This is a genomic window from Eleftheria terrae, from assembly GCF_030419005.1.
GTDB classification, from domain to species: domain Bacteria; phylum Pseudomonadota; class Gammaproteobacteria; order Burkholderiales; family Burkholderiaceae_C; genus Caldimonas; species Caldimonas terrae.
The window spans coordinates 243751-262581 of sequence record NZ_CP106952.1; the positions used below are offsets into that span (position 1 = coordinate 243751).

At 71.5% G+C, this 18831-nt stretch carries 16 protein-coding genes; 8 read left to right on the forward strand and 8 right to left on the reverse strand.

The window, feature by feature from the left end:
- The 4 genes from N7L95_RS25395 to N7L95_RS25410 all read left to right on the forward strand — a co-directional run bounded on the left by N7L95_RS25395 (position 1) and on the right by N7L95_RS25410 (position 6360).
- Entirely contained in the window at positions 1 to 774 is a 774-nt protein-coding gene (locus N7L95_RS25395; protein ID WP_301260735.1) for an ABC transporter ATP-binding protein, read from the forward strand.
- A complete protein-coding gene (locus N7L95_RS25400; RefSeq protein WP_301260411.1) occupies positions 771 to 2195 on the forward strand; it encodes an ABC transporter permease in 1425 nt (474 codons plus the stop codon). The genes N7L95_RS25395 and N7L95_RS25400 overlap by 4 nt, the downstream gene beginning before the upstream one ends.
- Positions 2195 to 3580, forward strand: a complete 1386-nt coding sequence (locus tag N7L95_RS25405; RefSeq protein WP_301260412.1) for a DUF3526 domain-containing protein — start codon at positions 2195 to 2197, stop codon at positions 3578 to 3580. Before N7L95_RS25400 ends, N7L95_RS25405 begins: the two co-directional genes overlap by 1 nt.
- Before the next feature lie 1487 nt (positions 3581 to 5067).
- A complete protein-coding gene (locus N7L95_RS25410; RefSeq protein ID WP_301260413.1) occupies positions 5068 to 6360 on the forward strand; it encodes a response regulator in 1293 nt (430 codons plus the stop codon).
- A gap of 226 nt (positions 6361 to 6586) precedes the next feature.
- Here the strand turns inward: N7L95_RS25410 and N7L95_RS25415 are convergent, their stop codons facing one another.
- The 4 genes from N7L95_RS25415 to N7L95_RS25430 form a co-directional block, all read right to left on the reverse strand.
- Complete coding sequence (locus N7L95_RS25415) at positions 6587 to 7060, reverse strand: CrpP-related protein (RefSeq protein WP_301260414.1); 474 nt, start codon at positions 7058 to 7060, stop codon at positions 6587 to 6589.
- A 30-nt stretch (positions 7061 to 7090) separates the two neighbouring features.
- On the reverse strand, positions 7091 to 7351 hold the full coding sequence (locus N7L95_RS25420; protein ID WP_301260415.1) for a CrpP-related protein: 261 nt from the start codon (positions 7349 to 7351) through the stop codon (positions 7091 to 7093).
- A gap of 256 nt (positions 7352 to 7607) precedes the next feature.
- Positions 7608 to 7817 (reverse strand): cold-shock protein, encoded by a 210-nt coding sequence (locus N7L95_RS25425; protein WP_301260416.1) that lies wholly within the window; start codon positions 7815 to 7817, stop codon positions 7608 to 7610.
- Between the two features lie 442 nt (positions 7818 to 8259).
- Positions 8260 to 9711 carry an MFS transporter gene (locus N7L95_RS25430; protein ID WP_301260417.1) on the reverse strand — a complete coding sequence of 484 codons (1452 nt, stop codon included), beginning with the start codon at positions 9709 to 9711 and terminating at the stop codon, positions 8260 to 8262.
- Between the two features lie 139 nt (positions 9712 to 9850).
- Between N7L95_RS25430 and N7L95_RS25435 the strand changes: the two genes are divergently transcribed.
- The 3 genes from N7L95_RS25435 to N7L95_RS25445 all read left to right on the forward strand — a co-directional run bounded on the left by N7L95_RS25435 (position 9851) and on the right by N7L95_RS25445 (position 12288).
- Entirely contained in the window at positions 9851 to 10741 is an 891-nt protein-coding gene (locus N7L95_RS25435) for a LysR family transcriptional regulator (RefSeq protein WP_301260418.1), read from the forward strand.
- A gap of 160 nt (positions 10742 to 10901) precedes the next feature.
- A complete protein-coding gene (locus N7L95_RS25440; RefSeq protein ID WP_301260419.1) occupies positions 10902 to 11456 on the forward strand; it encodes a putative immunity protein in 555 nt (184 codons plus the stop codon).
- A 298-nt stretch (positions 11457 to 11754) separates the two neighbouring features.
- Positions 11755 to 12288, forward strand: coding sequence for an HAD domain-containing protein (locus N7L95_RS25445; protein WP_301260420.1), 534 nt, complete (start codon positions 11755 to 11757; stop codon positions 12286 to 12288).
- Between the two features lie 72 nt (positions 12289 to 12360).
- On the opposite strand, the gene N7L95_RS25450 is transcribed toward N7L95_RS25445, so the two are convergent.
- Positions 12361 to 14163, reverse strand: a complete 1803-nt coding sequence (locus N7L95_RS25450; protein WP_301260421.1) for a DUF4153 domain-containing protein — start codon at positions 14161 to 14163, stop codon at positions 12361 to 12363.
- 401 nt (positions 14164 to 14564) lie between these two features.
- Here N7L95_RS25450 and N7L95_RS25455 point away from each other — a divergent pair, with 401 nt between their 5' ends.
- Positions 14565 to 15725, forward strand: coding sequence for a DUF1615 domain-containing protein (locus N7L95_RS25455; protein WP_301260422.1), 1161 nt, complete (start codon positions 14565 to 14567; stop codon positions 15723 to 15725).
- A 33-nt stretch (positions 15726 to 15758) separates the two neighbouring features.
- Here the strand turns inward: N7L95_RS25455 and N7L95_RS25460 are convergent, their stop codons facing one another.
- From N7L95_RS25460 to N7L95_RS25470, 3 genes are all read right to left on the reverse strand, one after another.
- Positions 15759 to 16097, reverse strand: a complete 339-nt coding sequence (locus N7L95_RS25460) for a nuclear transport factor 2 family protein (RefSeq protein WP_435870122.1) — start codon at positions 16095 to 16097, stop codon at positions 15759 to 15761.
- 171 nt (positions 16098 to 16268) lie between these two features.
- On the reverse strand, positions 16269 to 17546 hold the full coding sequence (locus N7L95_RS25465) for an alanine racemase (RefSeq protein WP_301260424.1): 1278 nt from the start codon (positions 17544 to 17546) through the stop codon (positions 16269 to 16271).
- An 80-nt stretch (positions 17547 to 17626) separates the two neighbouring features.
- Positions 17627 to 18802: a lactonase family protein gene (locus N7L95_RS25470; RefSeq protein WP_301260425.1), complete on the reverse strand. Its 1176-nt coding sequence runs from the start codon at positions 18800 to 18802 to the stop codon at positions 17627 to 17629.
- Between the last annotated feature and the right edge of the window lie 29 nt (positions 18803 to 18831).

The window sequence follows — 18831 nt, forward strand, 5'->3', positions numbered from 1 at the left end:
TTGCACACCTCATCTCCCCACAGCACGCCGACCGCGGCCGGCGCAGCGCATCCCCCCCGGCTCGAAGCCCATGCCGTGCTGGCCGGCTATGGGCAGGCCCCCATCCTGCAAGGGCTCGACCTCACCGTGCAAGCCGGCGAGATCTACGCCCTGCTGGGCGGCAACGGCGCAGGCAAGACCACCACGCTGAGCCTGTTCCTGGGCTTCCTGCAGCCGCGCAGCGGCCAGGTGCGGGTGAACGGGATCGACCCGGCGGCCGATCCCGTCGCTGCGCGCCGCCAGCTGGCCTACATTCCCGAGAACGTGGCACTCTACGAGCACCTGAGCGCCAGCGAGAACGTGGCCTATTTCCTCGACCTGGCCGGCCAGGCGTACAGCGCCGGCGCCATCGACGGTTTCCTGCAGGCCGCCGGCCTGCAGGCACCAGCGCACGGGCAGCGCGTCTCGGGCTTCTCCAAAGGCATGCGCCAGAAGGTCGCGGTCGCGCTGGCGCTGGCGCGCAACGTGCCCGTGCTGTTGCTGGACGAGCCGACCTCGGGGCTGGACCCGCATTCGACGGACGAGTTCCACCGCCTGCTGCTCGGGCTGCGGGCACAGGGGGTGGCCATCCTGATGGTCACGCACGACCTGCTCAGCGCCGCCGACGTGGCCGACCGCATCGGTTTCATCCAGGGCGGGCGGCTGGTGGAGGAAGTGCGGGCCGCCGGCGACGAACGCTTCGATGTGCGGTCGCTGCGCAGGCGCTATGCCGCCGGGCGGGAGATGGCGCGATGAAGGGCGTGCTTCGTATCGCCCGCGAGGAACTGCGCCTGCTTTGGCGAGGCCGGGTGGCCCTCTACGGGCTGGCACTGCTGGTGCTGCTCAATGCCGTCGCCGCCTTCACGTCCTGGGAGCACTGGCGCCATGCGGCCGCCGAACGCATGCGCTACCAGGCGAGGGCGAACGCGGAGTTCGACGCCCAGCCGGACCGCCATCCGCACCGCATGGTGCACTACGGCCACTTCGTCTTCCGGCCGCTCGACCCGCTGGCCGCCTTCGACCCGGGCATCAACGCCCAGACCGGCCATACGCTGTTCCTGGAAGGGCATCGCCAGAACAGCCCCAACTTCGGCGAGGTGCGCCAGTCCTCGCTGCTGCTGCGATTCGGTGAGCTGACGCCGGCCTTCGTGCTGCAGGTGCTGGCCCCCTTGCTGTTGATCTTCGTGGGGCATGCCAGCGTGGCGCGCGAGCGGGAGTCGAACCTGCTGCGGGTGCTGCTGGCCCAGGGCGTGGCGCCCGGGCGGCTGGTGGCAGGCAAGGCGGTGGCCCTGCTCGGCTTCGCCGGCATGCTGCTGTCGCCGACGCTGCTGCTGCTGGCAGGGACGGCATTCGCCATCCCGCACCGGGCCGGTGCTGCGATCGGCCTGGGGGCGGCTTACGGGCTTTGGTTCCTGCTGTGGGTGGCCGGCGTGGTGGGCGTGTCGACGCTGTGCCGCCGCGGGCGCGATGCCTTGCTGGCGCTGCTGGCGATCTGGTCGGTCTGCGTGGTGCTGGTGCCGCGGTTGGCGCCCGAGCTGGCGGCAACGACCCTGTCGCTGCCCACGCGCCTGGAGACCGACATCGCGGTGTCCCGCGAGCTGAAGGCGATCGGTGACAGCCATGACCCTGACGATCCGTATTTCGCCGGCTTCAGGAAGCAGGTGCTGGCACGCTACGGTGTCACGAGGATCGAGGACCTGCCCGTCAACTACAAGGGCCTGGTGGCGCTGGAGGGCGAGCGGCTGACCAGCGAGCTGTTCGAGCGCCATGCAGCGGCTGGCTTCGATCGCCAGGCGGCGCAGCTGCTGTGGGTCGACCGTGGTGCGGTGTTGAGTCCGGTGCTGGCACTGCGCCGCCTGTCGATGGCGCTCGCGGGCACCGACCTGCACCACTACCGGCGCTTCGTCGAGCAGGCCGAGCAGCACCGCTTCCAGCTGGTGCAGGCGCTCAACCGGTTGCAGGCGGAGAAGCTCAGCCTGGCCCAGGACCGGTCCAGCCGCGACGATCGCATCAGCCGGCAGCACTGGCACGGGCTGGCGGAGTTCCACCACGAGCCTCCCTCACTCGTTGAGACGCTGGGCCGCGCCGCATCCTCGGCCGGCGTACTTCTGCTGTGGCTGGCCCTGCTGGGCGGGCTGCTGGCCCTCGGTACCCGCCGACTCGCAAGGAGCTCGTGATGAACTGGCTTGTCCATGAATGGCGCCTGCTGGTGCGCTCCAGGCTGGCCGCCGCCGCGCTGCTGCTGCTGTTGTGTCTTTCCGCGCTGGCGGTGCTGGCGGGCCTGCGCGAGGTGCAGCGGCAACGCCACACCATTGCACGGGTGCAGGGCCTGCAGCAGCAGGAACTGCAGGCCGAGATGCAGAAGCACGCCACCAAGGGCGATGCCGGATCGGCCGCCTACTACACCTTCCACGGCACCTGGGACCCGCCGTCACCGGCGGCCTTCCTCGCGCTCGGCCTGCGCGACGCCGCGCCCTATGTGCTGAGGGTGCGGGCGCTGGCCTTGCAGGCGCAGCTGCATGAGGGAGAAAGCACCAATCCCGAGCTGGTGCTGGCGGGTCGCTTCGACTTCGCCTTTGTGCTGGTGTACCTGGCGCCGCTCTTCCTGGTGGTGCTGCACTACGACCTGGTGTCCGGTGAGCGGTCCGCCGGCCGGCTGGGAGCGCTGCTGGCGCTGCCAGGCACCGGCAGGCGGCTGTGGCTGCGCCGCAGCGGCCTGCGCGTCGGGCTGGTGTTCGCCGCCCTGGTCACGCCGGCGCTCGCCGGCGCATTGGCCAGCGGCACGCCTGCGGCCGGCCTCCTCACCCTGCTGCTCGCCACCGCGCCCTACCTGCTGTTCTGGAGCGGCTTGGCGCTCGGGGTGGCGGCCCTGGGCGGCAGCTCGGCCGCCAAGGCCACCGCCCTGGTGGGAGCCTGGGTGGTGCTGACGCTGGTGGCACCGACCCTGTCCAACGCGGCGCTGGCGCGCCTGCTGCCGGTGCACCAAGGGGTGGAGCTGATGCTGGGCCAGCGCGAGGCGGTCCACGGCGCCTGGGACAAGCCCAGGGAGGCCACGATGGAGCGGTTCTTCCGGGGCCATCCGGAGTGGCGTGGAACCGCGCCGTTGCCGGCGGGCTTCCACTGGAAGTGGTACTTCGCCTTCCAGCAGCTGGGCGATGAAAGTGTGCAGGCCCAGGTGGCCGCCTACCGCGACGGGCTGGTGGCCAGGCAGCGCTGGACCGAGCGCCTGGGCTGGCTGCTGCCGGCCGTCGGCGTGCAGGCGGCCCTGCACCGCCATGCCAACACCGACCTGCTGGCAGAGCTGGCCTACCAGGACCGCATTGCACAATTCCACGACCGGTTGCGACGGTTCTACTACCCCTACCTGTTCAGCGAGACGCGCTTTGGCACCGACGCCTTTGCCAAGCTGCCGCGCTTCGAGCCGGCCCCGGTCGCCGCGGACCTGCCCCTGCCCCCGCTGCTGGGCCTGGCGGCGATGGCGCTGCTCGCCTCATGGGGTGGGATCGTCAGCCTGCGGCGCATCGGCCTGCTGCAGGCCCGCCCCTCGGCGGCCCCCAGCTGAGCTGACGGCGGCAACGCCGTGGCTTCCCAGGGCTCGCCACGCCGGGGACGCCATGCACCGTGGTCGCGGCGGCCGGGTGCTTGCTACCGCCGGCTGGCCTCGGGTGGGGCCGCGGCCGGGCTGCACCGGCACCGGCCGGTGCCGGTGCCAGTGCCGGTGCCAGTGCCGGGGACGTGGACGCGGACAGGGACGGGGACGAAGCAGTCGCCCGGCCGCCTCCATCGGCGCCATCAAGGCTTCGAGGCGCAACAGGCGTCGTTGAGCCAGGCGCCGTCCGTCGCGGACCGGGCCCGCTCGCCGGCACATAGGCAGACAAGCGCCGAGACGGCGCCCAGGACGTGACAGATCGCCTGTGCATCCCGGTGCCGCAGGCCGACACTGCCCGGCACGAGGCACAGCGCCAGGCTGGCTGCGCCCATCCCGAAAACTGCCCTCCAGAGAACAGCGACCTTCATGGCATGGCCTCCCTTGCCATCCCATACCGCATTCGCCTACTCGCGCTGCACTGCGCTGCGAAGCAAGCAGGCAGCGGTCCTCGGCCGCTTGTGTCGACCGCCTCATCGGCTCGCCCGCATGCCCTTGCCGCACGCATTACATCAACGACAGCTTGTGCGCCTCTGAGCATGGGCCGCGTGCGAGGGCAGTCCATCCTGCGTTCGTGTGACGCCTTCGCAGCAGGCTGCAAGCCAGCTGAGGTCACTGGCAAGCCGGCACGGGCATCGGTGCGCGCCCGATCCGATGGACGGCCCGGGCCCCGGGGTCGCCGGACTGTGGCGCCGCCGGGCCGCGCTTAATGGCCGCTCGCAACTCAGCCCCCAACCGCCGATCCCGACGGGTGATGCTCGGCAGGCGTCGATACCTTCCTGGCCAGGCCGCCAGAAGCGACGCCGTCGATGGACGGCCTGTGGGCCGGTGCGCTTGCCATGGCCTGACGCGGTGGCACTGCCGACGTGACCGACCACAGCCCTTGGAGGAGTTTCACATGAGAAGCAACATCGCGTCGCTCGCGCGGCCGTGCCCGGCACCCGGCGCATCGCGCACGCGGTGGGCCCCGCTGCGCCGGGCCGTTGTCGCCGCCGCGCGCCATCGGGCCTGACGCCCGCATCGCGCGATGCGGGCGGGCGCGTCACCGATGGCCAGGCTCCGGTGATCGCACCCTGCGATCGGCCTCTCGGGAACTCTCGGGGACGCTCGGCCACTGGGACTCCCGATTGCCGGGCACTACGGACAAGCTGGCATTTTCCCGCTCGGTGCGCGGCATGTGCCGGGGCCATCCGGATGATCGGCGCCTGGCCGCGGCGGGCGGGCGGCGGACAGACCGAGTCGCTCCCTGGCTTGCTGTTCCGCCTCCTCCCCACACCGGCCGGCGCTTCGCCAGCAAGCAGGGCCATCCGGCGCCATGAGTGCCTTCGATGCCCGACCGCCAGTGCCCGCACCAGCGCCGGGTGCGGGCGCCTCTTGCGCGTCTTGTGGGATAGGAGACCGGGATGGAATTCTCCGAGCTGTTCACTCAAAGTGCCCGGGAGGTCCTGCCGCTGGCGCGCGCCAAAGGCCTGGTCTCGTACTTCGACTATCGCGGCCCGTATGTCGAGATGCCAGGCGGCGACGCTGGCACCCGTGCCGGCATCCATCGCATCCTGCTTGGCATGACGGACTGCCTCGAGGCTGGCTTCGTCATGTTCAGCGCGGAGGTCGAGCCGCCCATCGCTGGCGTGAGCGAGGTCGTCATCCATGCCGCCGGAACGGGTGTCAAGGCCACGGCCGAAGCAGTCGCACAGGTCCTGCAGCGCCTGCAGCTGCACCCGCTGCCGACGCCCGGCGACCGCACCTCGCGGGCCACCGGCAGCTGTCCCGCCAGCGCGGGTACGGTGGAGTTCGTGGACGCCGGGCACGAAGGCCAGGTGATCACGCTCAGAACCCGCTTTGCGGCCATTGAAGTTCCCGGCGCCGAACCGCTGCCGGACGCGGCCGGCGCGCTCGCGTGGCTGGTGAGCCCGGTGCCCGGCAGCATGGATTCGGTCGGACGGCGCCTGCACCGCCTGGGCTGGCGCATGCAGTCGTTTCGCTCGCTGCAGGAGGCGCGCGCGCTGGTTCATGCGCCAGAAGATGGTGGGCAGCGCCTTCCGATGCTGTTGCTGGTGTCGGAGTTCAGCGAACTCGACCTGGCGCACATGGAGCCGATGGCCGCGGCCGTGCCTTCGATGTGGACCGTGCTGGCCGTGCTGGCCGGTTCGCCCACGGTGCAGGCCCGTGGAGCGACGCCGGTGGACATCCGTCTGCTGCCGCTGAGCCCGCAGGAACTCGAACGCTTCACCGCGCACGTCGACCGGCGCACATCGACCACCGAGTCCCGCGAGACCTCGCCCAGCCCGTTGTACACGCCGTACAGCGGACTGGTGCTGGTGGTGGACGACAGCATGGTCAACCAGCTGGTGGCCCGTGGCCAGCTGGAGGCCCTGGGCTACGAGGTGGCGGTGGTCTCCAATGGAGCCGATGCCCTTGCCTTTTGCAGCCAGCAGCCGCCAGACATGATCCTGATGGACATCGACATGCCGGTGATGGGTGGACTGGAAGCCACCGAACGGCTGCGCGCCAGCCAGGAGATCGGTACCCTGCCGCCCTTTCCCATCGTCGCTGCGACGGCCGACGACAGCCAGCTGCGCCGGCACGATTGCCTGACCGTCGGCATGGACGGCTGCCTGGCCAAGCCGATCGACCTGTTCGCGTTGGCCGACGAGATCCACCGTGTTCTGCCGACCCGGCCGATGGGGCCCGGATAGCACTGCGCCCGGGCGGATGCTGCCGCTGGCAAGGTGCCGGGCGCAGGAGCCGTGCTGCGGTCGCGGATGCCACCCGATCGGGTCGATGCTGGGCAGGGCCGCATGCGGTGGTGGCGGCCTGCCTTGCGCCTCGCGCCCGTGAGCGACGGCGGCGCTTGCCGCCCTGCCCTGGGGGGACCCGGCTGTTCAGCTGGCAGCGGGGGATCTGCCCTGCCGTGCGCGGACCCTAGCGGTCGCCGGTGCCGGCGAGGTCGTAGCGATCGCGTAGCGCGTCGACGACCGACCTGAACTCGGCGTCGCAATCGTCGGCCTGCAAGGTGCCACACTCGAACCCTTCGAGGTCCCAGTTGCGGCCCGCGGCGTCACGCGCATGCGGCTGCGGCAGCGCCACGCGCAGGGTTGCGAAACCCTGCTGCAAGGCTTCCCGGATGCGGGGGACGGTCCGGAGGCGGTCCTCCACCACGTCGGCCAGCAGCTCGGAGGGCAGCGCCTCCTTGGGCGTCGACGGCGAATCGGCGTCGTGGCCCTCGTACCCGCGTTGCCAGGCGTCGTGCTTGCGCGACCATTCGCGCAAGGTCTCACCGGTGGCGCCCGGCATGTTCTCGCGTTGCAGGAAGGGGTTGGCCCGCCAGCTGTGGTCGGCCTGGGCCGCGCGCGCGCCGTCGCGCTCCAGGTTCGATTCGTCAAAAGGTGGCTTCATCGCATCTCCTTGTCGCCGAGCCGGGCCGGCCTAGTCCTGCTCGTCGGGCTGTTCACCCGGGGGGGTTTCATGGCGGTCCTGCGAAGTGGACTGCACGCTGTGCCCGGCCTGCCAGGCGTCATGCCGCTGCCGCCAGGTCTTCGGTGACTCGCCGGTGGTGCCGGGGGTGTTCTGCGGTTGGTCCATCGGGTTCGCGTTCGACGGATCGCCCCGTGCAGCGGCCTTGGCACCCTGCCGGGCGAGTTCGGCCCGCTCGCGGTCCGGCAGCGGTGGAGGGGGTTTCGGGTGCATGAGATCAGTCACTCCATACGTCTTGTCGACCAAGCGATGGCCTCGCGGGCGGCACCTTGCGGGTGGCAGGAGCGCCGGCCGCGGCAAGGCGAATGCAAGGCCGTCGGCCCGGTGGGTCGGCCCGGGGCGTGCAGGAGGTGGAGGCGGGCAGGCGGATGTCGCTGCGCCGTCACCGCCGGGAGCACCTGCATCGGGGCAGGCCGCCGAAGCACGCGCCCCTGGCGAAGGGCCAACCCCGGCGCCAGCTGAAGCAGTCTCAGGCCACGCGGATGTTCGAGGCCTGCGGCCCCTTCACACCTTGGGTGACCTCGAATTCGACACGCTGCGCCTCCGCCAGGGTCTTCTGCCCCGTGCCCTTGATCTCGCTGATGTGCGCGAACAGGTCCTTGCCACCGTTGTCAGGCGCGATGAAGCCGAAGCCTTTGCCTGCATCGAACCATTTCACGATGCCGGTCTGAGTCGTCATAGTCGGTCTCCTCGTTGGAGTGCCGCCCAGCACCATGCCGCGCGGCTGAGAGGCGCCAAGCGATCCATCACGGGGATTCGACCAAGACCCGCCGCGGGCGCAACGGGGAAGGGAAGAAGACCTTCGGAACGACAGGCTTCGCGTGTCTGCTGTTTTTCAGGATACACACATTGCCAGTGCCGGTCGCGTGTACTTTGCGAAGAGGGAATTGTGCGCACCCTTGCGGGTCGCGTCCTTGAAGCCAGACACAGCTGCGGCAGCAGGCCGGCCACCGGCTGGAGGCGGCCGGCGGCCACGAGGCCCGGGCTCGTCTGGAGGGCGCGGACAGGCCGGGCTGCCTTGTTCCCGCATGGCCCCCGCGGGACGACTCCCGGCACGCCGCGCTGTACGTGCGGGACTGCACCGCGCGCGCCCCATAGCGGCAGCACGGGAACGTCGCTGCTCAGGCCTGCCGGCGCGCCAGACGCCGCACCACCTTCCGGCTCGCCACGGCAAGTGCCAGCGCCACCACGATGGCGAGCCCCCCGACGGCAAAGGTCGCCCGCATGCCGGTGGCCAGTGCAGCTGCATCCGCGCTTCGGAGGTCGGCCGCGCCCGCTGCCCCGGCGAACACCGCGCCCATCGCCGATGCACCGGTGATCAGTCCCAGGTTGCGCGAGAGGTTGAGCATCCCGGAGAGGACACCCCGCTGTGCCGGTGGCACGTCGGCCATCACCCCGGTGTTGTTGGCGGCCTGGAACAGGGCATAGCAGGCGGTGGTGAGCGCGACCGGAGCCAGGTAGCCCGCCACGCCGAGCGCCAGCGGCGCCACGCAGAGGGCCGAACAACCCAGCGCCATGCCGCCCAGGGCGCCGATGCTCACGCGTGGCGCGCCGAGCCGGTCCACCATGCGCCCCGCCGGCACCCCCATCAGCGCGGCCACCATCGGGCCGATGGACATGACGATGCCGACCTCGGCGGCCCCCAGGCCCAGCGCACCGGCGAGATAGAACGGGCCGACCACCAGGGTCGCCATCATCACGGTGGCCACCAGCGCGCTCATCGCGAGGCTGGCGCCCAGCACCGGCTCGCGCAGCCGCGGCAGGGGCACCAAGGGCGACGCCGCCCTGCTCTCCACCAGCACGAAGAGCCCCAGGCCTAGCACCGCGGCGCCCAACAGCGCCAGGTTGAGCAGGCCGGCATGGCCTCGTCCCAGGGTCATGGCCAGTGCGTAGGCCGCCAGTGTCAGCGCGAGCAGCAGCGTGCCGGGCAGGTCGAGCCGCGCCCCGCCGGCGGCCGGCGCCGGGTGGCCAGCCGGCAGGCAGCGGCGCGCCAGCAGCCAGGCGACGAGGCCGAGCGGAAGGTTGATGAAGAAGATGGCCTGCCAGCCCACCGCGGCAATCAGCACCCCGCCCAGCGAAGGCCCGAGCGCCGTGCCGATGGCCGACATCGTGCCGAGCAGCCCGATGGCGCTGCCGGTCCTGGCTTTCGGAACCGTCTCGCCGACGAAGGCGAGGGTGAGGGCCATCATGATGGCCGCCCCCAGCCCCTGCACCGCGCGGGCCGCGACCAGCAGCCACAGCGTCGGTGCCAGGCCGCAAGCGATGGACGCGGCCGTGAACAGGAGCACCCCGGCCATCAGCAGGCGCCGGCGCCCGGTGAGGTCGCCGAGCCGCCCGACGCTGACGATCAGCGTGGTGTTGGCCAGCAGGTAGGCCAGGACGATCCATTGCGCTTGCTGGAAGGGGGCATCGAAGGCCTTGGCCAGGGTCGGCAGGGCGACGTTGGCAATGCTGGTTCCCAGCGAGGGCAGCAGCATGCACAGCGAAAGACCGGCCAGCGCAAAGCGGACGGAGCGCGCTCCGTGTGCAGGCGCTGCCGCCGCTTCATCTTCTGTTCTTGAGGTTCTCAACATGAATTCGACCTGTCGGCGACTCCGAAGGTGGAGCCGTCTGGACGATAGTTCTTTGCCCGGAATGGCGGAAGACGCATCATCTGCACTTCATTCGTGCGTCTGACGCCCTATCACCTTCACTTTTTCGCAGACCGTTGCAATGTCGAGACCCGATTTCAACCTGCTGGTGACGCTCGATGCCTTGCTGGCCGAAGGCAGCGTGGCGGGAGCTGCCCGCCGCTTGCGGCTCAGCCCTTCGGCGATGAGCCGCGCGCTGGCGCGCCTGCGCGAGACCACCGGCGACCCGCTGCTGGTGCGGGCCGGGCGCGGGCTGGTTCCTTCACCGCGGGCGCTCGAACTGCGGGAGCGCGTCAGCCAGCTCGTGCAGGACGCCGAAGCCGCCCTGCGGCCGGCCACCAGGCTTGACCTGAAGAAGCTGGTGCGCACCTTCAGCCTGCGCAGCAGCGAGGGCTTCGTGGAGAACTTCGGGCCTGCCCTGCTGGCCCGCATCACCGAGAAAGCGCCGGGCGTGCGGCTGCGCTTCGTGCCGAAGCCGGACAAGGACAGCACGCCGCTGCGCGACGGCTCGCTCGACCTGGAGACCGGGGTGGTGGGCAAGGCCACCGGGCCGGAGCTGCGGGCGCAGGCCTTGTTCCGCGACCGCATGGTGGGCGTCGTGCGAATGGGCCACCCGCTGTGCCAGGGCGAGACGACCCCTTCGCGCTATGCCGCGGGCCAGCACGTCCTGGTCTCGCGGCAAGGTGCGGAGAAGGGGCCTGTCGACGAGGCGCTGCTGGCCTTGCAGCTGGAGCGGCGCATCGTCGCGATCGTCGGTGGCTTTTCGGCCGCGCTGGCACTGGCACGCGATTCGGACCTCATCGCGACGGTGCCCGAGCGGCACACCGGCCGGCTGCGGGCCGGCATGCACAGCTTCTCCCTGCCGGTGCCCCAGCCGGAGTTCACCGTCTCGCTGCTCTGGCACCCTCGCATGGACGCCGACCCGGCGCACCGCTGGCTGCGCGCTTGCGTGCGGGAGGCGTGCGCGCAGTGAAGCGACCTGGCTGCCTGACGACAAGGCCGGCCCCCGCCCCCATCGGAGGACACCGGCGATGCTGGCAGGCGGCGAACGGTCGGCGCCGGCGGTGCTCTGCCGGAAGGCCGGGCCTGCAGCCGCTGCCCCCCTGGATTTTTGAAGCGCAAGGAGGTGAGGGATGGACCGTGCGTCCACATCGATCACGCTGGAACTGGACTCGCTGCGGGCCCTGGGAAGCTGGGCGGCCGACTGCGCAGAGCGGGCGCTGCCGGTCTACGAGAGGCAGGTGCCTGCAGATGCCCGGCCCCGTGCCGCCATTGAGGGCCTGCGGGCGTTTGCCTCCGGCGGCAAGCGCACGGCCCGGCTGCGCTCCCTCGCCTGGGCGGCGTATGCCGCCGCCGGCGAGGCCGGTGACCCGGCTGCTGCGGCAGCCGCCCGCGCCGCCAGCCTGGCGGCGGCCGTCGCCTACACCCATCCCCTGGCCACTGCCCACCAGACCAAGCACCTACTCTGCCCGCCCGCCTATGCCGCGCTGGCGTGGGAACTGGCCCAGGCTGGCGATCCCGAGATCGGCCATGCCGAGATCCGGTGGGCGATCGAGCGCTCGACGCCAGAAGTACAAGGCATCCTGCGGCAGCTGCCGGCCCGTCTAGCGGGCAAGGGCCGGTTGGATGTGCTCCTCTACGAGCTGGATGGGGGGGTTCGCAGCCGCATCTTCCCGCAAGGCGCATGACGTGCCGACCGCTCTGGCACTCTCGCTTGAGAGTGCGATGCGGTCGAGCGCCGGCTCCACGGCCTTCGGGACGGACCGCGCATGTTGTCGATGCCTTGACACGCCGAATGTCCTGTTGCCGGATTCATCCGGCTTGACGGTGATCGCCGGCAAGTGCGCTCGTCCTGGCAGCCCGCAGGGGTCGATGTCGACGGCATCGCCTGGCATGGCAGGGGGCGCTTGCCGGGCCGCGACACGCCGCCGCGTCGAAGCTCGCGGGGCGAATATCATCGACCTCGTGGCCCCATGGAAGCAAGGCATGAAGGAGCTTGTCGGGCGCGCCGCCCCGGTCCTCTATCTCGACTTCGACGGCGTGCTGCATCACGAGAACGTCCGCTGGCACCCCCGCCGAGGGGCGTACATCGATGCACCGCGGGAGTATCGGTTGTTCCAGCATGCCGAACTGCTGGAACACCTGCTCCAGCCCTATCCTCACATCCGCATCGTCCTCAGCACCAGCTGGGTGCGTGTGTACAGCTACTCGCGCGCAAGGCAACGACTGCCCGAGGCGCTGCGGGCGCGCGTCGTCGGCGCCACCTTCCATAGCGAGATGGACCTTTGCCTCTTCGATGCCATGCCACGGGGCGTGCAGGTGCTCAGAGATGTCCAGCGACGGGAACCATCGTCATGGCTCGCGCTTGACGACGACGGTGAAGGCTGGTCGCCTCACTGTCTGGACCGGCTGGTGCTGACGCACGAAGAGCTGGGCATCAGCGCTGCCGATGTCACCGCTGAAATCCGGCGCAAGCTCGGCGTCCTGGCGGGCCCTGGGTGCCGGCTTCCGCCCGCGTAGCACGCGGCCACGCACCCAGACACCCACCGTGATCCTCTGACGCCGCCTCGCGCCCCGGCGTCGGACCGCCCCCTACCGGTACACCCGCAACCGCTGCCCGTCGATCAGCACGTCCTGCCATTGGGGTGCCACCACCTGCACCTGACCCGCCGCCAGCCGCTCGCGCCATTGCGCCAACGTGCCCGGCCCGCCGCCCAAGGTGTCCAGGACGTTCCAGCCGGCAGTGCCGCGGTGATGGATGCGCGTCTGCACCTGGCCATGCTGCTCGGACAGCAGCACCACCTCCGGCCGACCGTCTTGGTTGAGGTCGACCCGCCAGGCCAGGCAGGTCTCTGCACGGGTGAGGCAGTGGCGGAGCTGATCATCGGTGTGGTCGGCCAGCATGGCTTCGATGAAGTCGGCGTCGAGGGACTCCCCTTGCGGCAGCACCGCCAGTTGCTCGCGCAGCTCGCGGCGTTCGCGCTCCAGGTCACGTGGCGGCGCCGCCTGCGTGCCGGGCGAATCGCGCAAGGCAGCGGCGGCGGCGGCGGCCAGGCGGTGTTGGCGGTCGTCGCCACCGGTGGCCCGCGCGAGGGCCTGCACGGCAGCCTCGCCATAGGGGCCGGCCTTGCGCATCAGGAACTCCCAGTCGAAGTCCTCCGGGTCCACCTGGCCGCTCTTCAGGCGTGCCACCTGGCTCTCGGTGGACAGCCAGCGCACATCGGCCAGCGGGCTCAGCAAGGCGACCAGCGCGAGCGACTGCAGGATGGCCGCCGCGATGTTGGTGGCCGGCAGCAGGCCGAACCAGCCCCTGCGGGCCAGCAGCGAGGCGCTGTAGCCCAGCGCATACAGCGTCACCAGGCCGGCCACCAGCGCGCCCCACACACGGTCGGGGGTCCAGCCGTGCTGCTGGATGCGCAACCACAAGGCCCAGTCGCCCAGCACCGCCAGCACCGGCACGGCCAGCCAGCACCACGGTGCCACCACCACCAGCGGCCGCAAGAGGGCCGGTGCCTCGCGGCCGTCTTGCCAGGCGGCGTTGACGAAGGTGACGCACAGCACCCCGAACCAGCACAGGTACATCGCCGCACTGCGCGTGGCAAACAGCGGCTGCACGCCGGTGAACGGCAGCGCCAGCACCCAGATGACCGCAAAGAGCAATGCCAGCGGCAGCATCCAGGTGGTCAGCGACAGGGCGAAGCGCCGCAGGGCGAGCAGCACGTCGGTGCGCTGCAGCACCAGGCCACAGGCGAGGCCGAAACTCCCGCCCGAAACCACCATGATGAAGGCCGGCTGGGCGAACAGGCGGGCAGCCGCCTTGATCCCGATGCTGTGCAACAAGGCCGCCCCCGAGCCGAGCAGCACCCACAGCAAGCCGGTGAGCGCGGCCGCCACCGGCACCAGCACCGCATTGCGCCACGCCAGCTCGAACAGCCGCGGGTAGTCGAAGCGCCGGCGCACGGTATCGAAGCCGGCCGCCAGCGACAGCAGCACGAAGCCCAGCACGCCGGCCGGCAGCAGGTGGGCCGGCCCGACATGCGACAGCCCGTGCAGCTCACTGCCGGTGGCGCCGATGTGGGCCCCCAGCGCCGCAAACAGCAAGCCCAGCCCTGCGACCACGACAACGCGGGCCCGCCGCGAGCGGAAGCCCTGCTCCGACAGGTAGCCGGCCATCGGCAGCGCCAGCACCGCATACAGCAGCGCCGTCCACAGCGGGACGGGGGTCAGCGCCTGGTAGCGGCGAGGCAGCCCCTCGGTCAGCGCCCACAGCGCCGCCCCCTGCAGCATGCCCAGCAGCGCCAGCCGCCACACCGGGCTGGCCGCCGGCGGCAGCATCGCCGCGGCAGCGTCCACCCTGCCGGCAGGCAGGGCGGCTTGCTCGTCGATCGTCTTCATCGCGTCACTCTCCCTCGTCTCATGATGTGCGCCGTGGCCGGCGGCGGGCGCCATGATAGGGGCGCCACCGCCGGCCGCGCCGCCGGCGGCAGGCATGGCCGGACGTGGCTGCCGTCACGGCTGATGGCCGCATTTACCGCAAGTCACCAAACCGGCGCGGCGCGCGGCTGGAAGGCCCGGCAACATGCCGTGCCGTGCCGTGCCGTGGTGTGCCAGGCGGAGGAGGGGTGTGCCACATTCCTTCGCAGGGCAGCCTGTCGCTTCACATCGCATCCTTTGGGAAGATCCACTCCATGACACTGCCTCTTGCCCCTGCCGCTACGGCGGACCGTGGCCCGGGCGCACCGCAGCCGCCCCTGGCCGGCGGTGCCGGCTGGCCCCTCGCCTGACGGCCGCCGCCCATGTCCCGGCCCCCTGGTGCAACCGCGTCCCGCCGCTTCGCTGCCATGGCGGCAGCCGCCGCCCTGCTGCTGCTGGCGGCTTGCGCCGGCCCGCCGGGCGGCCCGCCGGCCACTCCCGAGCCGGCCCGGCCGGCGGAGGTCCGCGCCCGGGTGGCCCGCCTGATGCCTGCGGGCGTCACACACCGCGACGGCTGGGCCATGGACATCCAGGCGGCCTTCACCGTGCTGCAGCTGACGCCCAGCGTTGAGAACCTGTGCGCGGTGCTCGCGGTGACCGAGCAGGAATCGGGCTACCAGGTCGACCCACCGGTGCCACGCCTGGCCGAGATCACCTGGCAGGAGATCGACCGCCGCGCCGAGCGGCTCGGCGTGCCGCGCATGGTGGTGCGCGCCGCCCTGCAACTGCAGTCGCCGGACGGGCGCAGCTGGGCCGACCGCATTGACGCCGCACGCACCGAGCAGGCGTTGAGCCGCTTGTTCGAGGACATGATCGGCATGCTGCCGCTCGGCCGCCGGCTGTTTGGCGGCTACAACCCGGTGCGCACCGGCGGGCCGATGCAGGTCAGCATCCGATTTGCCGAAGAGCATGCCGCGGCCCGCCCCTATCCCTACCCGCTGCCCGCCGAAGGCAGCCTGCGGCACGAGGTCTTCACCCGGCGCGGCGGGCTCTATTTCGGGATTGCCCACCTGCTCGACTATCCGGCCGACTACGAGCAGCCGCTGTACCGGTTCGCCGACTTCAACGCCGGCCACCATGCCAGCCGCAATGCCGCGTTCCAGCAGGCGCTGTCGATGGTCAGCGGCGTCCCGCTGGCGCTCGACGGTGACCTGGTGCGCCATGGCGAAGACGATGACGCGCCTCCGGGCGAAACGGAAAGCGCGGCGCTGGCCATCGCCGCCCGCCTGGGGCTGGATGCCGCCTCGGTGCGCCGGGCGCTTGCGCAGGGCGACAGCCCGGCCTTCGAGCGGACCGAGCTGTACCGGCAGGTCTTCCTGCAGGCAGAGCGCATCGAAGGCCGGGCGCTGCCGCGCGCCCGGTTGCCGCGCATCACGCTGCAGAGCCCGAAGATCCAGCGCAAGCTCACCACCGAGTGGTTCGCGCGCCGGGTCGACGAGCGCTACCGGCGCTGCCTCGCACGCCGACCGGCCGACGGGGGTTGAGCGACGGCCCGGCCCACCGGCCGCACGCGTGCTTCAGTCCATCATCTCAACCAGGTGCGCACGGTTCGCCGGGGCCGGATAGGGCTCGGGCCAGAACTCCACCAGCCGGGTGATGCGGCCATGCGCGATGGTGAAGAAGGAAATTGCCCGGGCGGCCTGCACGCCGTCCGTCACGCTGACATCCGAGACGGCCTGGGCGCCCTCAGCCACCATCCGGTGCACGGTGAAGCGCCAGGGGCCGTGGGCCGGGTACTCCGCGTTCATGCGAGCAAAGCGCTCGGCGCCACGCAAGCGCTCCCTGGATTGCGGCCACTCCAGCACGAAGTCCGGCGCCAGCACCGCACGGACCGACTCGAAGTCGTTGCTCGCCATGCGGCGCCAGAATTCGTTCACCACCTCGGTGGCAGTCGCTGCAGCACTCAATGCGGGCTCCTTTCCAGGCAGGGTGGCCGCCCGCGGCGGTCCGGCGCGGCGCATCCCGCCCGCATGCTAGGGCATGCACGCGAGCAGGGGCGCCGCCTCTCCCCCGCGGGCATCGGACCGTCAGAACCAGGTGACCAGCGCATCCACCACGCGGTAGTCCTCGTCCACCACGGGCAGCCAGCGCCACTTGTCGAAGGTGGTGCACGGATGCGAGATGCCGAGCGCAATCCGGTCGCCCACCTGCAGCGGGGCCGTGCCTTCGCCGTCGTCCCAGCAAAGATTGGCATGCTGGTCGTTCAAGCCCGAGATGCGCCAGGCCGCCGGCGCGGCTTGCGGCTGGCGCTCACCGCGCGGCACATGGGCCAGCGGCACCGGCAGGCCGAGGTCGTGCGACAGGTCGCGCTTGCCCACCGCCAGAATGGCCAGCCCCGGCTCGGGCAGCGACTGCACCTGCGCCCACACCTCCAGGGCTGCCTGCAGGCCATGCCCGCAACCCAGGCGGGCGTTGGCCAGCGAGACCAGGCGGTGATAGAAGCCGTGGTCGTGCGTGACATAGCAGCCGGAGCGCAACACGCCGCGCACCGGCCGCCGCAGCCTCGCTTGCAAGCCGGCCAGCACCAGATCGAACAGCGCCGAGCCGCCGGCGCTGAGCACCACCTCCGCGTCCTCGAACCAGCCCTGCTGGTCCAGCGCCTCGGCCACCGCCTGCACCCGCTGCATCAGCGCAGCCGCCGAGGCACGGTCGGCCGCGTCCTGTCCGGTGGCGCCCAGCCCCTCATAGCATTCGACGCCGCACACCCGCACCGCGCGGCTGGCATGCGCCCGGGCGGCCAGGGCCAGGGCGTCTTCGTGGCTGCGGCAGCCGGTGCGGCCACCGGGCACACCGATCTCGATCAGCACGTCGAAGGGCGCTTCGGGATGGGTGGCCTCGATCAGCGCCAGCTGCGCGAGGGAGTCGAGCAGGAAGATCACCTTCAGGTCGGCATGCTGCCGCTTCAGGGCGGCAATGCCGAGCAGGTCCACCGGCGCGAACACCTGGTTGGCGACGATGCAGCGCCGTGCACCGGCCGCGACGCCAATGCCCAGCTGGCCCACAGTCGCGAAGGTGAGCCCCCAGGCGCCGGCCTCCAGCTGCCGCCGGAACAGCTGGGGCGACATGGTCGTCTTGCCATGCGGCGCCAGGACCAGGCCGGCATCGCTGGCAAAGCGCTGCATCCACTGCAGGTTGTGCTCCAGTGCGTCGCGGCGGATCACGGCCAGCGGCAGGGGCAGGTCGCCGGCCAGCACCTGCCATCCCTGCGCGCCGACCTGCGAGCGGCGCAGTGGCGGGCTGTGCGGCGGAAAGCCTTTGTGGCGGGCATCGAGCAGGGGATCGAGCAGGTCGTCGTGCAGGGTCATGGCAAGGCGGAAGAGGCAAGCGGAAGGAGGAAGTGGCAAGCGCCGGGGCTGCGACGCTGGGGGCGGCGGCGCAGCGGCGTTCAGCGCCCGAGCACCAGGAAGTCGATCACCGCCGGCGCGCCCACCGGCACATAGCCGCCGGTGAAACGCAGGCGCCCCCCCGCGCCGATGGCAAAGACGGTCAGATTGTCGCTGTGCTGGTTGCAGACGTAGAGGAAGCGGCCGCCCGGTGCAAGCTGGCAGCTGCGCGGGTAGGCGCCGCGCGTCCAGGCTTCGTCCACCAGCACCGGCAGGCCGTCGCGGCCGATCGAGAAGGTGGCGATGCTGTCGTGCAGGCGGTTCAGCGTCCATAGCCAGCGGCCATGCGGCGCCATCACCAGGCCCGAGGCGTAGCTGGTGCCGGCGTAGCCAGCCGGCAGGCAGGACACCTCACGCTGGGGCTGCAGCTGGCCGGTCACCGGGTCATGGTCGAGCACGGCCAGTGTCGAGGCTTCCTCGTTGAGCGAGTAAAGCCAGCGGCCGTTCGGGTGCCAGGCAAAGTGCCGCGGCCCCGCCCCCGGCGAAGCGGCCACGCTGCGCGGCTCGTGCAGTCGGCCGGCGGCGGCGTCGAAGCGCCAGGCCAGGGTGCAATCCAGCCCGAGGTCGTTGGCCAGCACGAAACGGCCCTGCGGATCGCTCTGCACCATGTGGGCATGCGGCTCGTCGTGGCCACTGATGGCGAAGCTGCCGGGCGGCGCGTGCGCAGCCACCCGCGCGCCCCACGGCGGGCCGGCAGCACCGAGCGCGAGCCGGTCCTGCTGCAGGTCGCAGGGGGGCGCCACCCGGCCATCGTCCAGCACGGGAAGCACCGCGACGCTGCCGCTGCCGTAGTTGGCCACGAACAGGTGGCGCCCGCCAGGATGCAGGCTGAGGTGCACCGGCAGCCGCCCGCCCGAGGACACGCTGTTGAGCCCGTGCAGTGCGCCGTCGCACGGATCGACGGCGTAGGCGCTCACCGAGCCGGCGCCCTCATTGGCGGTGTAGAGCCGCCGGCCGTCCGCCGACAGCGCCAGCCAGGTCGGGCTGTCGCCGCTGGCGGTGATGCCCAGCGGCAGCAGCGCGCCGCTGGCAGGGTCCAGCCGGAAGCGATGCAGGCCCTGGCCGCGCGGTGGGTAGGTGCCGACATAGGCGACCACGGTGCGGTCGGCATCGACCGAGCGGGTGCGGGCCCTGGCCGCTGCGGCGGCCGAACTGAGCAGGCGATGGCGAGGGTTCATGAATCGCCGGCGCAGCGGGTGTCAGGCGG

Bases quoted from the DNA above. Each gene is read 5' to 3' on its own strand.
- N7L95_RS25400 (WP_301260411.1), top strand. From the start codon at position 771: ATGAAGGGCGTGCTTCGTATCGCCCGCGAGGAACTGCGCCTGCTTTGG.
- N7L95_RS25405 (WP_301260412.1), top strand. From the start codon at position 2,195: ATGAACTGGCTTGTCCATGAATGGCGCCTGCTGGTGCGCTCCAGGCTG.
- N7L95_RS25410 (WP_301260413.1), top strand. From the start codon at position 5,068: ATGGAATTCTCCGAGCTGTTCACTCAAAGTGCCCGGGAGGTCCTGCCG.
- N7L95_RS25415 (WP_301260414.1), bottom strand. From the start codon at position 7,060: ATGAAGCCACCTTTTGACGAATCGAACCTGGAGCGCGACGGCGCGCGC.
- N7L95_RS25420 (WP_301260415.1), bottom strand. From the start codon at position 7,351: ATGCACCCGAAACCCCCTCCACCGCTGCCGGACCGCGAGCGGGCCGAA.
- N7L95_RS25425 (WP_301260416.1), bottom strand. From the start codon at position 7,817: ATGACGACTCAGACCGGCATCGTGAAATGGTTCGATGCAGGCAAAGGC.
- N7L95_RS25430 (WP_301260417.1), bottom strand. From the start codon at position 9,711: ATGTTGAGAACCTCAAGAACAGAAGATGAAGCGGCGGCAGCGCCTGCA.
- N7L95_RS25435 (WP_301260418.1), top strand. From the start codon at position 9,851: ATGTCGAGACCCGATTTCAACCTGCTGGTGACGCTCGATGCCTTGCTG.
- N7L95_RS25440 (WP_301260419.1), top strand. From the start codon at position 10,902: ATGGACCGTGCGTCCACATCGATCACGCTGGAACTGGACTCGCTGCGG.
- N7L95_RS25445 (WP_301260420.1), top strand. From the start codon at position 11,755: ATGAAGGAGCTTGTCGGGCGCGCCGCCCCGGTCCTCTATCTCGACTTC.
- N7L95_RS25450 (WP_301260421.1), bottom strand. From the start codon at position 14,163: ATGAAGACGATCGACGAGCAAGCCGCCCTGCCTGCCGGCAGGGTGGAC.
- N7L95_RS25455 (WP_301260422.1), top strand. From the start codon at position 14,565: ATGTCCCGGCCCCCTGGTGCAACCGCGTCCCGCCGCTTCGCTGCCATG.
- N7L95_RS25460 (WP_435870122.1), bottom strand. From the start codon at position 16,097: ATGGCGAGCAACGACTTCGAGTCGGTCCGTGCGGTGCTGGCGCCGGAC.
- N7L95_RS25465 (WP_301260424.1), bottom strand. From the start codon at position 17,546: ATGACCCTGCACGACGACCTGCTCGATCCCCTGCTCGATGCCCGCCAC.
- N7L95_RS25470 (WP_301260425.1), bottom strand. From the start codon at position 18,802: ATGAACCCTCGCCATCGCCTGCTCAGTTCGGCCGCCGCAGCGGCCAGG.